Source organism: Gammaproteobacteria bacterium, from assembly GCA_021648145.1.
Lineage (GTDB): Bacteria > Pseudomonadota > Gammaproteobacteria > JAADGQ01 > JAADGQ01 > S141-38.
Genome location: JAKITI010000018.1, coordinates 1 through 14955, shown reverse-complemented (window position 1 = coordinate 14955; position 14955 = coordinate 1). Strand labels below are relative to the sequence as shown.

Here is a 14955-nt window from a genome sequence, read left to right as displayed (position 1 = left end):
TGATAAGGGGTCAATCATAATAAGGCATTGCTAAAGTAGTATAGCTTAGTTTGAATTGGATTCGAAGCTTTGGCGAACAAGTTACCAGTCTTCAAAGTTCTGAGTCCGTAGTATTTACCGAGATTGATGAGATGCATACCTATGTTGGTCAAAAAAAACTATAAATGGATATGGATTGCTGTTGATAGATATGGAAAAAAGTTCATCGACTTCATTGTTGGTGATCGAAGCACACAGACAGGAGAAGAGCTATGGAGCAAGATCAAAGAGAAACTTGCCGGAAAAATAGCAACGGATTACTGGAAACCCTATGAAAACTTTATCCCAAAAGAAAAACACATCCAATCGAAAGCTGAAACCTACACGGTGGAAGGCTACAACAGCATCTTCAGGCACTTTCTTGCACGAATGGGTCGGAAAACAAAATGTTATACAAAAAGTGTACGTATGCTGGAATTGTCAATATTGTTGTTAATGCATAAGAGAAATGGAACGCTAACTATACTAGATTAGCAATGCACAAAATTTCTTTGTGAAAGCAACCCCCCTGAAATTCAAAAATGCATAACACTTAACGCTTTTCTCAGCGGCAGGGTAAAGCGGCACTTCGGATGTTTTTCAGCAAATTCTAGCAATCGCTTTCGTGTAATAATGTGCATAGGATAAAAATATCTTGCATAGAGATATGTTGTGACCTGTTTATTTAATACAAGCATTATACTCTTTAGAATATTGCATACCTTGTTCACCACACATTTTTCGAGTTTCTGCCTCCCCAGACAAACATCCATTATGCTCAGAAGAATATTCCATATTTTGGGACACACAAATTTTCTTCATATCTTCTTCATGCATGTCCAGAATACAGTCTCCGCCTTTTAATGTTCCCCCCAGAGAGTTACATTCTGTCTCACTAATATCAACTTCATATGATTTAGAACATGCTTGCAGTAAAAATACCACTAGAATACCCACTAAATATGGTTTCATATATGTTCTCCGATGTATTAATAAAATATAATAATTAACTATATTTATTGGTTTCAGTACAAACTCGCAAAGAGTGAGACTATTCAATATTGATCTACTGTTATAGCGTCCAATTTCCATTCCAAAAATAGCAAGAAAATAGTAACTTCTCAGTAAGCCGAGGCACTAATAAAAATAATCGCTTACGGATGAGTGTCAAAAGATTGATCGTAAGTCACTAAATTTTCGTTACTCAGATAAGAGAGTTTGAGTTGATAGCAATGACATGCTTTGCATGGTTGATCACAAAATGTTTACACGACCCTACTTTTTCAACAAAGCCGCCAATCCTTCAAAGGCTTTATGAGTGGCTGTTTCAGGTTTATCTTCTTCTGAATAGATACCATTGGAATCTTCGTAACGAGAGTGTTCATTGTCATGGCAGTAGACGCATAGCAGCTCCCAGTTGCTGCCATCTTCAGGATTGTGATCATGGTTGTGGTCACGATGATGAACCGTTAATTCCTGTAAATTTTCACGAGTAAATTCACGTGAACAGCGGCCACAAATCCAGGCGTATAGTTTTAATGCTCGCTCACGATAACCTTGCTCCCGCTGGGTGCGGTTTTGGTGTGCGTTTGCAACGATTTGGTCTAACTTACTTTTATTGTTTGTCATGAAATGCTCTCTTTTTCAGATAAATTAATCAATTTCTGGCTGTACTAAGTGATTTCGTGCTCGTTCCTAAGCCAAGTTTATTTTTTGATAAAAATATGAAATTATTTTATACCTTATCGCTTGCCAGAAGGGTATACAATTAATACAATTTTCATATAGCTCTTTATTTTTTAAAATGTATGAATTTGGAATGTCGTGCTATACCCAGTTGAGATCCATGTTCTTAAATCACAGAAGGTATAACTGAATCATGACTCCCGTATTTGGTGATGTCTTTACTGAAATGGCGGTGTTGCTACTGATGGCGGCCATTATTGGTGCTATTGGTGTACGGCTGCGTCAACCACTGATTGTCGCTTTTATCGTGGTTGGTATTCTGGTGGGACCGTCGGTACTTGGTTGGGTGTCAGCAAATGATCAGGTCGATCTGTTGGCCAAGCTGGGTATTGCACTGTTGTTGTTTGTGGTTGGACTCAAGCTGGATCTGCGTATCATCCGCACCATGGGTCTGGTGGCATTGGCCACCGGATTGGGGCAAGTCTTATTCACTTCTACCATCGGCTACTTTATTGCCATTTCTCTAGGGATGTCTCCGATAACCGCTCTGTATGTGGCAGTAGCACTGACCTTCTCCAGTACCATTATTATCGTCAAACTGCTGTCTGACAAACGTGAGGTGGATACACTGCACGGACGCATCGCCATCGGTTTCCTTATCGTTCAAGATATCGTGGTCGTGCTGGTGATGATTGGCCTGACTGCGGTGGGCGAGGCTGCTGATGCCTCTGCACTGGGTCAGGAAGCCATTGAAGTATTGATCAAGGGCGGCCTATTTATCATCGTCATTGGCTTGTTGATGCGCTATGTATTGACACCGCTGCTGCATCAATTGGCTCGTTCACCGGAGCTGCTGGTGTTGTTCGCCATTGCCTGGGCGGTGGCGCTGGGTGCGGCAGGCGCACATCTGGGTTTCAGCAAGGAAGTGGGTGCCTTTCTCGCCGGTGTATCGCTGGCCTCTACCTCTTACCGCGAGGTCATCGGCGCGCGCCTAGTGAGTTTGCGTGATTTTTTACTGCTGTTCTTTTTCATTGACCTGGGAGCTGGGCTGGATCTTTCAATGCTCGGTACACAGATGGTGCCAGCCATTCTGCTGTCACTATTCGTACTTATCGGTAATCCGTTGATCGTGATGATTATCTTGGGTGCTATGGGTTACCGTAAGCGTACCGGGTTTCTGGCGGGCCTGACGGTGGCTCAGATCAGCGAATTCTCTCTGATACTGGGGGCGCTGGGTTTGAGCTTGGGCCATATCAATGCTGAGACTATGGGTCTTATTACTCTAGTGGGGTTGATCACCATCAGTGCCTCCACCTATATGATCTTGTACTCTCACCCGATTTATGAGCGGCTCTCTCCCTGGCTCGGTGTGTTTGAGCGCAAACGGGCGTACAGGGAAGAAGGGCGGGAGATGATTGATGATGAGAACAGGGTTGATGTCATTTTGTTCGGGCTGGGGCGATTCGGATCCGCAATTGCACGGGAACTGCGGCAAAGAGGACACAAAGTGCTTAGTGTAGATTTCGATCCTGATCTGGTACGCAGGCAGGAAGAGGGTGGTTATGCAGTGCGCTACGGCGATGCCGAAGACCCTGAGTTTCTAGCCACTCTGCCGCTGGGGCAAGTGCGTTGGGTATTGAGCAGTTTACGTGAAATGCCCGTTAACCTCTCATTATTGCATGGTCTGCGTGAGCAAGGTTTCAGTGGATGTATCGCTGTGACTGCACATACCTCTCATGATGCTGATCTGTTGAAAGGTTCAGGAGCCGACCAGGTGCTGATCCCTTATGCTGATGCGGCGGCTGAAGTTGCTGATAACCTGTTTGGTACGAGCGACAAGCAGCGTCAGCCCTGATGGTAGAAGTAATAACGTTAAAGGTGTGAAGTGATTCATCGTTAATTTTGTAATTATTTAACACGGAGAATTGGTGCTATGACTATCGAATGGCTGATTATTTTTTCTGTGTTGCTCATTTTGGCTGCTGTGGTTGCACATCAATTACATAGAGCATTTAAAAACCCAAATAACCCGTCAGATGAGTCGCTTTCGGTATCTAATAATTGGCATGCTGATAGCGAAAAAATAGTTTTTGAGTCACTCGAGACAACACCCGATGGCCTATCCAAAAAAGAGGTCAGTAGCAGGCTTGTCAGGCATGGGAAAAATCGCCTTCCTGAATCAAAATCTCGTGGGCCACTGGTGCGGTTTTTCTACCAGTTCCATAATATATTGATCTATGTATTGATGGCCGCAGGCGCTGTTACAGCCATGCTGGGGCATTGGGTGGATGCTAGTGTCATTTCTGCTGTGGTTGTTCTTAATGCAGTGATCGGGTTTGTGCAAGAGGGTAAGGCCGAGAGTGCATTGAAAGCGATACGGCAGATGCTCTCTCTTAATGCCATGGTGCTGCGTGATGGCCGACAAACAACCATTCGTGCCGAAGATTTGGTGCCTGGTGATATCGTGTTATTGCAATCAGGCGACAAAGTGCCAGCAGATTTGCGCTTGTTTCATCTCAAAAGCCTTCAAACTCAGGAGTCAGTATTGACTGGTGAGTCGATGGCGGTGGAAAAAATCACAGAGCCTGTCGCCCAGGAAGCCATGATCGGTGATCGTCGTTGCATCGCTTATTCGGGCACGTTGGTAACTCACGGTCAGGGTCGTGGTGTGGTGGTAGCGACTGGGATACAAACCGAGATTGGTCGTATCAGCAAACTGGTATCAGAAGTAACTTCCGTAACCACTCCGCTGTTACGTCAAATGGCTCAGTTTGGCCGCTGGTTGACCGTCGTTATTTTGGTGCTTGCCATGATTACCTTCGCATTCGGCATACTGCTGCGCGACTATTTGGCTGCTGAAATGTTTCTTGCCGCAGTCAGTCTGGCGGTGGCCGCGATCCCCGAAGGATTGCCTGCCATCATGACCATCACACTGGCGATCGGTGTGCAACGTATGGCCAAACGTAATGCCATTATTCGCAAGTTACCGGCTGTAGAGACGCTGGGCGCGGTCACCGTGATTTGCTCGGATAAAACAGGCACTTTGACCCGCAACGAAATGACTGTGCGCACCATTGTCACCGCCGAGAGTCTGTTTGAGCTGGGCGGTACGGGTTACGATCCTCACGGGGCAATATCACTGGCTGGCAGCGATGTGCTGGCGGAAGAAAAACCGCTATTGCTGGAGATGGCTCGAGCCGCGATGCTTTGTAATGACGCATCGCTGGAACAAAGTAATGATGAATGGCTTGTCCATGGTGACCCCATGGAAGGGGCATTGCTGGTATCAAGCTTAAAGGCAGGGCTGGATATTGAAACTGAGGTCAAACAATATCCACGCACGGATCTTATTCCATTTGAGTCTGAGCATCGTTTTATGGCAACGCTGCATCACAGCCATACCGGTGATGCTTTTATTTTTCTCAAGGGTGCGCCTGAACGTTTGCTGGAGATGTGTGCTCACCAGAGAACGGATGCTGGTGAGCAGCCTCTGGATAGCAGCTACTGGCTGGCGCGTATTGAAGAGATGGCTCGGCAAGGTCAACGTGTATTAGCTATTGCCATCAAGCCAGTGAGTCATGAGCAGGTGGAGCTCACATTCAGTGATGTAGAAAACGGCCTGATTATGCTGGGTCTGTTTGGCATGATTGACCCGCCTCGTGAGGAAGCAATTGATGCTGTGCGTCAATGCAGTCAGGCGGGTATCCGGGTGAAGATGATTACAGGTGATCACGGCGCTACTGCTCGTGCTATCGCCCAGCAACTCAACCTCATCAATGCCGATGAAGTCATTACCGGACAGGAACTCGAATTAATGAGTGAGGGTGAATTGCGGCAGCGTGTGCAGGATGTTGATGTGTATGCACGCGTTAATCCTGAGCATAAGCTGCTTCTCGTCAGGCTGATGCAGGAGCAGGGTTTGATTGTAGCGATGACGGGGGATGGCGTAAATGATGCGCCCGCTTTGAAACGTGCTGATGTGGGTACTGCCATGGGTCACAACGGCACAGAAGCGGCCAAGGAAGCTGCTGAAATGGTACTTGCCGATGATAATTTCGCTTCAATCACCCATGCCGTAGAAGAGGGACGCACGGTTTACGATAATCTCAAAAAGGCCATCTTGTTCATTCTTCCGACGAATGGGGGACAAGCACTGATTATTCTTGCCGCGATTTTGTTTGGTTTTCACCAGCTACCGTTAACGCCAGTACAGATTCTATGGGTGAATATGGTGACGGCAGTGACGTTAGCGCTGTCACTGGCATTTGAGCCGCCCGAACAAAGTGTCATGCAGCGCCCGCCCCGTGATGCCCATGAACCCATACTTACTCGTCACCTTATTTGGCGGATCATCTTTGTATCCTTCATTTTGATGGGGGGAACAATGGCGATGTTTCTGTGGGAAATTAAACAAGGTGCCAGCATCGAATATGCACGTACAGTGGCTGTGAATACATTGGTCATGTTCGAAATCTTCTATTTGTTCAATTCTCGTTATATCTCCGCATCGGTATTTAATTGGGCAGGGTTCACAGGCAATCGCTATGTGCTTATGACCATTGTTATACTCATCATTTTCCAGCTTGGCTTTACTTACCTACCGCCAATGCAGGCTTTATTTGGAACGACGGCAATCGACTTGAGTATGTGGTTAAAAATTCTGTTCGTCTCCTCCTCGGTACTGTTTTTAGTTGAGTTGGAAAAATATTTTGTACGGCGTATGGAAAGAAATAGAATAGATAGTGGAGGATAACTAATATGCAAAGATTCAAAAATATTCTTTATGTTGCTGTGCCTGGCTCGGTCAGTGAAGCTGCGTTGGAACGTGCTATAAGCTTGGCAAACATGAATCAGGCTCGTCTTACGGTTGTCGATGTCATTGATAAAATGCCGTCTAACATAAAGCTGCCCGATGGTGTTCCGTCTCCAGAAGAGTTCCAGGCAAAGAGAGTTACGAAGCATCAACAGGCACTGGAAGAGCGGATTGTTTCCAGGAGCAAAAATATCAAAATTCAAACCAAGGTGCTTGTGGGTATATCGTTTCTGGAAATCATCCACGATATTCTTCGCAATGGGCATGACTTGGTGATCAAAGAGGCTGAAAGTGGTGGACTGCTGGATCGGGTATTTGGTAGTAATGACATGCACTTGTTACGCAAATGCCCGTGTCCGGTATGGTTAGTCAAACCGGAGTCACCCAAAGTATATCGCCGCATCCTGGCCGCAGTGGATGTCGATGACTATTTTCCGTCAAAAGAGTTAAATACAAGACATTTGCTTAATCTTCAAATTCTTGAAATGGCGAGTTCATTGGCGCTGGCTGAATCGACCGAACTGCATATTGTTCATACGTGGGAGGCGGTTGAAGAGGGGGTTATGCGACATGCATTTGTAGACTTGCCGGAAGAAAAAATCGCAGCCCATATCGAAGAGGAAAGACAACAACACAGGCGTAATTTGAATGCGCTGATGAATGAGACGGTTAATAAATTAGGTCAGAACGCTTTGGAATATATCAAACCTCAAGTACATCTACTTAAAGGCTATCCACGCAAAAATATTCCAGAGCTTGCCCGAGAAATTAAAGCGGATCTCATTGTCATGGGAACCGTCGCTCGCACGGGTATCTCCGGATTTTTTATGGGTAATACGGCAGAAACTATTCTCAACCGGCTCGATTGCTCGGTACTTGCGATTAAACCACCGGGATTCGAGACTCCAGTTGCTCTGGAGCTGGAGGACTAACGGGAGGTTGTTACTCTGAAAACTGACCTGTAAAATATAGTGACGATTTGTATTATATTGCGCTGCTGAAGTGGAATGTTTAAGTTTTGATTGATCAAGTCGGTAAATGGAAGCGCCATCTGCCAACACAGCTCTGATCAAGTACTTTATGAAGCCAAAAATTATTGTGTGGAAAAATAAGGCAGATTTTTACTTTCCCATTGGGTAAAGAGGGGAAAGTACTGTATGAGAGGATGCAGAATTTTTCTTGGGCCACTCTTGCTTTGAAATCAGATCCCATAAGATTTTTCCATTCCATGTGTCAGCATCATTCGAATAAAGATTTTGATCAAGTTCTGTAATAGCACTTTGTAGGGATGGATTATTAAATTGCTGGGCAATGCTGTTGAGCCCTGTCCATTGAGTTGTAGGCCATACGATATTTGCCCAGTTCAACAGGGCGGTACGTGCTTGTCGGCTATCATTATTATTACAAGCTGTTTTCAATGCTTTTTTCACGCTTCTTAATGAAGAGTTATTTATACCATTTACGACCTGAGCAGGGGTTGATATCTGTGTCGAATGTTTGGCCTTCCACCAGGCAACTAATGTAACCAGCCATGCGATACCAAAAAACAGAGTGAGCCAATACCACGGAAACTGATCTATTTTTGGTGGTTGAGATGAAAAATTCGTGTTTGCAGTGGGGTCGAGAAGTGAAGAGGGCGGTGTGAGTGTGACAGGTTGTTCTGTTTGTCCATTGGTTAGAGCGGGTAATACTTCAATGTTACGAGCGGGAAGTGTGGCGACCTGAGCTTTTTTAGTTTGGGTGTTCCACCATGTGATATTGATTTCAGGCAGTGTCAGCGAACCCGCAGTCGTTGGAATCATCGCAATTTTTTCCTGGCGTGTTCCTGTCATCCAGCTGCCATCTGTTTTGTTTTCAGTCACTGGCTGATCAGGGTAGATTTTGATGCCATCAACTGCTGGCAACGTGATTTCAGGAAGTAGTGAAGCGCTTAATCCTTCCGCTTGTATTTGAATTGTTCGGGTGACGGGTTCGCCGACTCGAAATTCAGGTGTTTTGGGAGACCACTGCTCTAATAATGTTAATTTACGTGCAGGAATCCAGGCCGTACTCTGGTCAGGTTGAGGTAACACTGTCATACGCACTGCTTCTGATTTAAGGCGTACTGGGCGTGTCTGCTGTCGTCCAAATGGATCAAAAATATTACGGCGCTGTGGTTGGCGACTACCATCAATAATCTGACCATTGAATTCAATCGCTGGAATAATGAGTTCACCACTGTTTTGTGGAAAAATCGCATAACGTCGTTCAATGACTTTGTAATGCTGTCCGTTTCGCTCCGTATCATAAGAGATATCTTCACCCAAGCGCTCAATGACCGCATTTTTAAGCTCAGGCTCTGTAAGGCTACCGCCATCAAGTCCGACTGAATATAGAAGTTTCACGGTATAGGCAATTTGGCTTTGCACATAAACTTGTCGCTCTTCGACTTCTGTTTCAATGAAAATATTACGGTTTTCATTGCTGTCAGAGAGATTGCTGGCCGGTTTCACTTTAAGAGTGATCGGGCTTGTAAAATCATCTCCAATAGCAATAGGAGGAATCTGTAGCTCGCCCGTGCGTTTAGGCATCAGATTAATAGACCATTCGCTATTGGACTCCATCTTGCCATTAACGATATTGACTGAGCTGCTTTTGGACTGTCCTAATACGTCAAAATCCTTTTCTAGTGGTGCAAGGTCAGGGCTTTGAGATGAGCTGCTACTGCTACGAATGATCAACCACACAGATTCATACTCCTGAATTTGTGTGCGATCAATACGGGCAGTGACGTTTTGGGCACTGGCTATATTGCTTAATAGTAAAGCCAGAAGCATCAATAAAATAAATTTTGAAAAGTATTGTATTACCATGCTTGCTCTATTTCTTCTTGGTTTTGTTGACGTTGGTATTCGCGGCTGAATTTTCGTCTTAATAAGCCACTCGGATCATCGGGAACCTGTCGTAGCCAATGTTCCAATGCACGCTCTGCTTCAATGGATTGTTGATCCTCTTCTGAAAGCTCAGGCATTGATTGCTGCTGTGTTTCACCCTCTTTTTGAGGTTCTATCGGTGTGCCTTCAGTGAGTTGGTCTGACTGGTCACTGAGTTTTTCTTCGCTATTTTGTTGTTCGCTACTGTTGTGATCATCCTGAGACTCTTGATCACCCGCCTGTGACCCTTGACTCTCTTCTGATTGTTCGTCGCCTGAATCTGAGTTTTCACCGGATTGACCCTCTTGCCCCGTTTCATCGGAAGGGGAGGGCTGAGGCGTATCGCTGCCTTGGCCTGATTGCTTGCCGTCTTGTCCCTCTTCTTTATCTTCTTCGCTTTGTGAAGAATTGTCAGGGCTATCTTCTTGTTGTTCAAGTAATTTTTTAACAAGGTCAAGGTTGAATGCAGCATCAGAATGGTGTTTGTTGATCGTTAATGCTTGTTCATAAGCCGCAATCGCTTCTGGGTAGCGGTACAGTTTTGTAAGCGCATTGCCATGATTGTAATGCTCGTCGGCACTTTTTCCTTGGGAAAATAATTCAGCAGATTTTTCATATTCGCCCGCTTGATAATAAGCTTGCCCTTGCCATGCGGGGTCTTTAAATTTTTGAGCCGCATCGAGTGCTTGACCTTGTTCAAGCAACCTTGCGCCTTGCTGGTCAGCACGGCTCCATAAGTCACTCCACTCCATAGCCATAACTGGCTGAGGCAGGCTATTGGCCGCGACAACCAGGACCACACACCCCAACCAACCACGACGAAAAGCAAGTGCTGCCAAAGGCAGAAGAAATAATAGAAGCCACGGGCCTTCTTCTCGCCAGGTATCCGTTGTTTGTTGCATATCTTCACTTTCATTAAGATGCTTTTGTTGGCTGCCTGCGAGCAGCGCTTTGATATCACGATCATCTGCACGCAGCTCAGTGTAAATCCCCCCCCCTTGATTGGCCAGGTTTTGCAATGCACTTCGATCCAGACGTGGAACCACAATTGCGCCTTGACGGTCTTTGAGAAATCCACCGCCTTGTGTCACCGGAATGGGTGAGCCTTGTGGTGTGCCTACGGCCAATACTGAAATACGTCGCCCTTTGCTTTGCAGGGATTCGGCAGTACTAATGGCCGCCTCATTGATGCCATCTGTAATCAAAATAATATTGCCATCAACCGCGCCGCCCTGAGTCAATAATTGATCAGCTTTTTCAAGCGCAAGCTCTGGACGACTGCCTTGACGAGGCATGATTTCACTATCCAGCGCAGGGATCATCGCCGCGATTGTTGCGGCATCTTGTGTCAGTGGTGAAACCACATAGGCTCGGTTGGAAAAAACAATCAAGCCGGTTCTTCCTTCTTTACTCTGTTTTAAGAGATCAAGCACTTTGTGCTTGGCTCGAGTTAAACGTGAAGGTTGAATATCTTCCGCATCCATTGAGCGTGAAAGGTCAAGCACAATAATGGATGCGTCACTGGTTTGAAAAACAGGTTGCGGTTGTTTGTCCCACGCAGGGCCAGCAAGTGCTACGACAGCAATGAGCCAACCGAATGCAAGCAGTAAAAGAGGAATCCATTGGCGACGTTTATTGGTTTCAGGTTGTACAAGCAAGTGGGGGAGTAGGTGTGCGTCACATACTTGACTCCAGCTGCCTTTTTGAGCATGCCGGTGGCGCAACCTCCAAAAAATCAGTGCCAATGGAAGTAGCGCATAAAACCACTCTGGTCGAAGGAAATGAAAGTTTTCAGGAATTATCATGACTGCAAATTCCTTTTAAAGCGGCAGTATGTCAGTGCAATCAGCAGTGATAACAGTAGTGCGCCTCCTAGAGGCCAGTGGAATAGTGATTTTGTCGGTCGAAATGTTTGAGTCTCGACCGAGGAAGGCTCCAGTGCATCCAGTTGACGATAAACTTCTTCCAGAGATTCAGTATCTTTCGCTCGAAAATAGGTGCCACCAGTTCTTTTTGCAATACTTTTCAGCGTATCTTCATCAAGGTCGCGGGAAGGGTTGACCGTTTGTGAGCCAAACAAGGTACGTACCTGCATTTCATCCGCACCAATACCAATCGTATAAATTCGAACGTTGATTTGTGAGGCGAGCCACGCCGCTTTCAATGGATCAACCTCACCGGCTGTATTGGCACCATCAGTCAATAAGATAAGGACATGCGTCTCTTGGGTGCGATCACGCAGGCGTTTTGCCGCCAGACCAATTCCATCACCAATCGCAGTCTCTTGACCCGCGAGTCCAATCTCTGCTTCTTCCAGCATGGTGCGTACTGTTTTTCGGTCAAATGTGAGCGGTGTTTGTAAATAGGCTTGTCGGCCAAAGAGAATTAAGCCGATACGATCACCTGTGCGGCGTTCAATAAAGTCACCTGCAACGGCCTTTACCATTGTTAAACGATCCACTTGTTGCCCACCCAGCTCCATATCCGGTATTTCCATACTGCCGGAAATATCGACAGCAATCATCAGGTCTCGACCACTGGCGGGCAAAGTTACGGGTTCACCTAACCACTCTGGTCGAGCGACAGCAATCACCAATAAGACCCACACCATGTATGCTAATAAGCGTTTAAACCAAGAGGTTTTTGTTGATGGCGCTTGCTGGCCTTTGGTATTTAATGCCGCAATATCTTGAAAAAAAGGCACTCTGATGGTGACCTCTTCCGAGCGGGACGCTGTGGGCAGGATGTAGCGCAGTAAAAAGGGCAGGGGCAATAGCCACAATAGCTCTGCCCAGGCAAATGTGATCATGTATTAAGATGAATCCAGTTTTTTACAATAGTAATTAATTCTTGACCATCAATATCGGTCGTAACCTGATAAGGTGCGGTGATAATTATTTTTCCAACTCCTTGAGTAAAGTTATCGGTTTTACCTGTACGATCAAGAAACGTGAGCCATGCATTTCCCGTTAGTCCAGCCACTTCATCTCGATTAAATTGAGCCAGTGCAATGCGACGCAACAGTGTGGAAATTTGTGCCGAAAAAATGGAAAGATCTTGGCCATCCGACAAAGATTGCTGTAATTGATTCAACTCAATAAGCGCTGTTTTTTGTAAAGCACGTTTTTTTTGCCATAGATAAAAAAGCCATCCGCCGACGATGCCCAGAATAATCAGCAGTGCCAATATCCACCAGCCAGGCGCTGGCGGCCAAAAAGAGACAGGGGGTGGGCTATGAATGTCACGTAAATTCTCTAATTCATTCATAACTTATTGCTACTGTTTGTTTTTTAGTCGTTCAACCCACAGCACTGTCGCACCTGCAACCGCACTGGGTATGACTAAAAAATTTAAGAGTGGAATCAAAGTCATCAGCATTGTGGCACCACCAAAACTTAATGAAGTCATGCGATTGTCTGCTAGTTTTTTGCGTTGTTCTGGCACAGAGATATTATGATTGGCCATCGGGTAATCACCGTACTGCAACATCAACATCCAGGCCCCAAATGCCAGCCACAAAAAAGGAGCAACGATGTTTACTACTGGAATAAAAAATAGCAATAAAAATGGAATCGCCCAACAGATAAAATAAAATAGTTTTCTAAACTCATTAATGACGGAAGGTAAAATAGTTTTTACTATTTCTTGCCAGCTCATCTCGGGCAGTTTTTCTCCTGTTAAATGGTGTTCAACGGCTTCTGCCAGCAGGCTGTTAAATGGGGATGCGATAATATTCCCAATCACGCTGAAACTGTAAAATACCAGAAGCAATGTCGCCAGCGTCAAAACGGGCCAAAGTAACCACTCAAGCCAGGAAAGCCAAGTGGGAAGCGCTAATATTTGTTGGTCAAAAAACAGAAACAGTGATGACATTCCCCACCAGATAAGCGCTGTAAAAAACAGGACATTGATACTTAATGGAATCATCACATATTTACGAATGGATGGTTTTGTAATCAGGCGAAACCCTTTTAAAAGATAGTGAGCGCCTGTGAATGGATTAGTGATCATAACGAGTAATATGTCATTTGGTTAATGCACGATCAAAATCGTTCAATAAATCATTTTGGTCTTCAATCCCAATCGACAACCGAATCATGCTGTCAGAAATTCCCATTGAAGCACGGCGCTCTGCCCCCATTTCATAAAAAATAGTATGAGCGACTGGAATACCTAAAGTTCGGTTGTCGCCTAAATTACTCGAAGCAACCACGGCTTCCAAAGAGTTTAGAAAGTCAAAACAGTCCACTTGATTCGTCAGTTCGATACTCATTAATGAGCCAGAATGTTTGAATAATTTCTGAGCACGTTCATGTTCAGGGTGACTTTTAATGCTCGGGTGAAATACTTTTTTAACTGTTTGGTGTGATTCAAAAAATCGGGCCAATGTCGCAGCATTTTCACAAGAGCGCTCCATTCTGAGTGCCAATGTTTCCGCACCAATCGCCAAGTGATGAGCCGATTCAGGTGATATCGTTCCTCCCATATCTCTAAGCCCTTTTTTCTTTATTTGCAAAAGCCCCCAGTTAGAAATGGGTCCTTTTTTGTAGTTATCATAAATATTTTTAAATTGGGACCAATCGTAACAGCCTGTTTCGGTGACAGCTCCACCCAACGCATTACCATGTCCGCCAATGTATTTGGTTAACGAATTAATGATCAAACCTGCTTTCACTGATTTAGGCAAAAAAAGATAAGGTGATGTGATGGTGTTATCTACGATATAAAGCAGATTATTACTTTCACAGAACTCACCAATTCCTTCAAGATCACTCACTTGAGTGCAAGGGTTGGCAATGGTTTCAACAAATACTGCCTTGGTATTGGCTTGAACCGCCGCCACGACATTATTTACATCAGTCGCATCAACAAAAGTGACTTCAATCCCCAGCGTTTTTAAGGTATTAAACAGACTATTCGTATTACCAAATAAAAAAGCACTTGAGATCAGATGATCACCCGCACGCAGCAAAGAGATCATAGTCGAAATAATGGCCGACATTCCTGTTGCAAAGCAAACAGAGTCGACTCCCCCTTCCATCAGAGTCACTTTATCTTCCAGTGCAGATGTTGTTGGGTTATTTTGGCGGCCGTATGAATAGCCGCAAGCCTTTCCCTGAAAAACATCTGCCAGCGCATGCACATCATCATATTCAAATGCGACAGAGGTATGAATCGGTTTATGTAATGAACCGTGCTCAATCTTGCTTTGCCGATCATTGTGTAAAATTTTTGTAGTAAAACCTTCAGATTTCATGGGAGCTTAAAAGTACTTTTTAAAGTAAGAGGAGACCTTTGTACGAAAGAGTCATTAACAGGGTTTTTTGATATCAGTTGAGATAATAGCGTAATGGTAGAAAAAATACTGCATACACGCTCATCCGCTTGAATTAGTATTCCGAATGTGTCGCTACTTCGTGACGAAATTATTTGGCATCCCTGCCAAAAATTCACTCACTAACGCGACAGCTAATTCCTTTTGCCCCGACCGTCCTGCGTACGTTACGGCTCCGTACAACATCGTCC

The 14955-nt window shown here is 45.1% G+C and carries 11 protein-coding genes and 1 pseudogene; 4 read left to right on the top strand and 8 right to left on the bottom strand.

All coding sequences use genetic code 11. The features are described from left to right. Positions 1-56: 56 nt before the first annotated feature. A pseudogene (locus L3J70_10870) lies at positions 57-513 on the top strand (IS1 family transposase). A gap of 186 nt (positions 514-699) precedes the next feature. Here L3J70_10870 and L3J70_10865 read toward each other — a convergent pair. Both L3J70_10865 and L3J70_10860 read right to left on the bottom strand, forming a co-directional pair. Further along, positions 700-990 carry a hypothetical protein gene (locus L3J70_10865; GenBank protein ID MCF6236852.1) on the bottom strand — a complete coding sequence of 97 codons (291 nt, stop codon included), beginning with the start codon at positions 988-990 and terminating at the stop codon, positions 700-702. 303 nt (positions 991-1293) lie between these two features. Further along, the gene (locus tag L3J70_10860) at positions 1294-1647 is read right to left on the bottom strand and encodes a YajD family HNH nuclease (protein ID MCF6236851.1); all 354 of its coding nucleotides are present in this window, start codon (positions 1645-1647) and stop codon (positions 1294-1296) included. A 250-nt stretch (positions 1648-1897) separates the two neighbouring features. Between L3J70_10860 and L3J70_10855 the strand changes: the two genes are divergently transcribed. From L3J70_10855 to L3J70_10845, 3 genes are all read left to right on the top strand, one after another. Next, positions 1898-3559, top strand: coding sequence for a cation:proton antiporter (locus L3J70_10855; protein ID MCF6236850.1), 1662 nt, complete (start codon positions 1898-1900; stop codon positions 3557-3559). A gap of 78 nt (positions 3560-3637) precedes the next feature. Further along, positions 3638-6457 (top strand): cation-transporting P-type ATPase, encoded by a 2820-nt coding sequence (locus L3J70_10850; protein MCF6236849.1) that lies wholly within the window; start codon positions 3638-3640, stop codon positions 6455-6457. A 5-nt stretch (positions 6458-6462) separates the two neighbouring features. Then, entirely contained in the window at positions 6463-7449 is a 987-nt protein-coding gene (locus tag L3J70_10845) for a universal stress protein (GenBank protein MCF6236848.1), read from the top strand. A gap of 189 nt (positions 7450-7638) precedes the next feature. On the opposite strand, the gene L3J70_10840 is transcribed toward L3J70_10845, so the two are convergent. Genes L3J70_10840 through L3J70_10815 form a run of 6 tightly spaced genes read right to left on the bottom strand, consistent with a single transcriptional unit; the run spans position 7639 to position 14686 of the window. Continuing rightward, on the bottom strand, positions 7639-9369 hold the full coding sequence (locus L3J70_10840) for a BatD family protein (GenBank protein ID MCF6236847.1): 1731 nt from the start codon (positions 9367-9369) through the stop codon (positions 7639-7641). Beyond that, a complete protein-coding gene (locus L3J70_10835; GenBank protein ID MCF6236846.1) occupies positions 9363-11234 on the bottom strand; it encodes a VWA domain-containing protein in 1872 nt (623 codons plus the stop codon). Before L3J70_10835 ends, L3J70_10840 begins: the two co-directional genes overlap by 7 nt. After that, a complete protein-coding gene (locus tag L3J70_10830) occupies positions 11231-12238 on the bottom strand; it encodes a VWA domain-containing protein (protein ID MCF6236845.1) in 1008 nt (335 codons plus the stop codon). The genes L3J70_10835 and L3J70_10830 overlap by 4 nt, the downstream gene beginning before the upstream one ends. Continuing rightward, positions 12235-12696, bottom strand: coding sequence for a DUF4381 domain-containing protein (locus L3J70_10825; protein ID MCF6236844.1), 462 nt, complete (start codon positions 12694-12696; stop codon positions 12235-12237). The genes L3J70_10830 and L3J70_10825 overlap by 4 nt, the downstream gene beginning before the upstream one ends. Positions 12697-12705: 9 nt before the next feature. Then, positions 12706-13440 carry a sulfate transporter CysZ gene (gene cysZ / locus L3J70_10820; protein MCF6236843.1) on the bottom strand — a complete coding sequence of 245 codons (735 nt, stop codon included), beginning with the start codon at positions 13438-13440 and terminating at the stop codon, positions 12706-12708. 13 nt (positions 13441-13453) lie between these two features. Continuing rightward, positions 13454-14686, bottom strand: coding sequence for a cystathionine gamma-synthase family protein (locus L3J70_10815; GenBank protein MCF6236842.1), 1233 nt, complete (start codon positions 14684-14686; stop codon positions 13454-13456). Between the last annotated feature and the right edge of the window lie 269 nt (positions 14687-14955).

Excerpts from the sequence above, each read along its gene's own strand:
- L3J70_10865 (MCF6236852.1), bottom strand. The coding sequence starts at position 990 with ATGAAACCATATTTAGTGGGTATTCTAGTGGTATTTTTACTGCAAGCA.
- L3J70_10860 (MCF6236851.1), bottom strand. The coding sequence starts at position 1,647 with ATGACAAACAATAAAAGTAAGTTAGACCAAATCGTTGCAAACGCACAC.
- L3J70_10855 (MCF6236850.1), top strand. The coding sequence starts at position 1,898 with ATGACTCCCGTATTTGGTGATGTCTTTACTGAAATGGCGGTGTTGCTA.
- L3J70_10850 (MCF6236849.1), top strand. The coding sequence starts at position 3,638 with ATGACTATCGAATGGCTGATTATTTTTTCTGTGTTGCTCATTTTGGCT.
- L3J70_10845 (MCF6236848.1), top strand. The coding sequence starts at position 6,463 with ATGCAAAGATTCAAAAATATTCTTTATGTTGCTGTGCCTGGCTCGGTC.
- L3J70_10840 (MCF6236847.1), bottom strand. The coding sequence starts at position 9,369 with ATGGTAATACAATACTTTTCAAAATTTATTTTATTGATGCTTCTGGCT.
- L3J70_10835 (MCF6236846.1), bottom strand. The coding sequence starts at position 11,234 with ATGATAATTCCTGAAAACTTTCATTTCCTTCGACCAGAGTGGTTTTAT.
- L3J70_10830 (MCF6236845.1), bottom strand. The coding sequence starts at position 12,238 with ATGATCACATTTGCCTGGGCAGAGCTATTGTGGCTATTGCCCCTGCCC.
- L3J70_10825 (MCF6236844.1), bottom strand. The coding sequence starts at position 12,696 with ATGAATGAATTAGAGAATTTACGTGACATTCATAGCCCACCCCCTGTC.
- cysZ (MCF6236843.1), bottom strand. The coding sequence starts at position 13,440 with ATGATCACTAATCCATTCACAGGCGCTCACTATCTTTTAAAAGGGTTT.
- L3J70_10815 (MCF6236842.1), bottom strand. The coding sequence starts at position 14,686 with ATGAAATCTGAAGGTTTTACTACAAAAATTTTACACAATGATCGGCAA.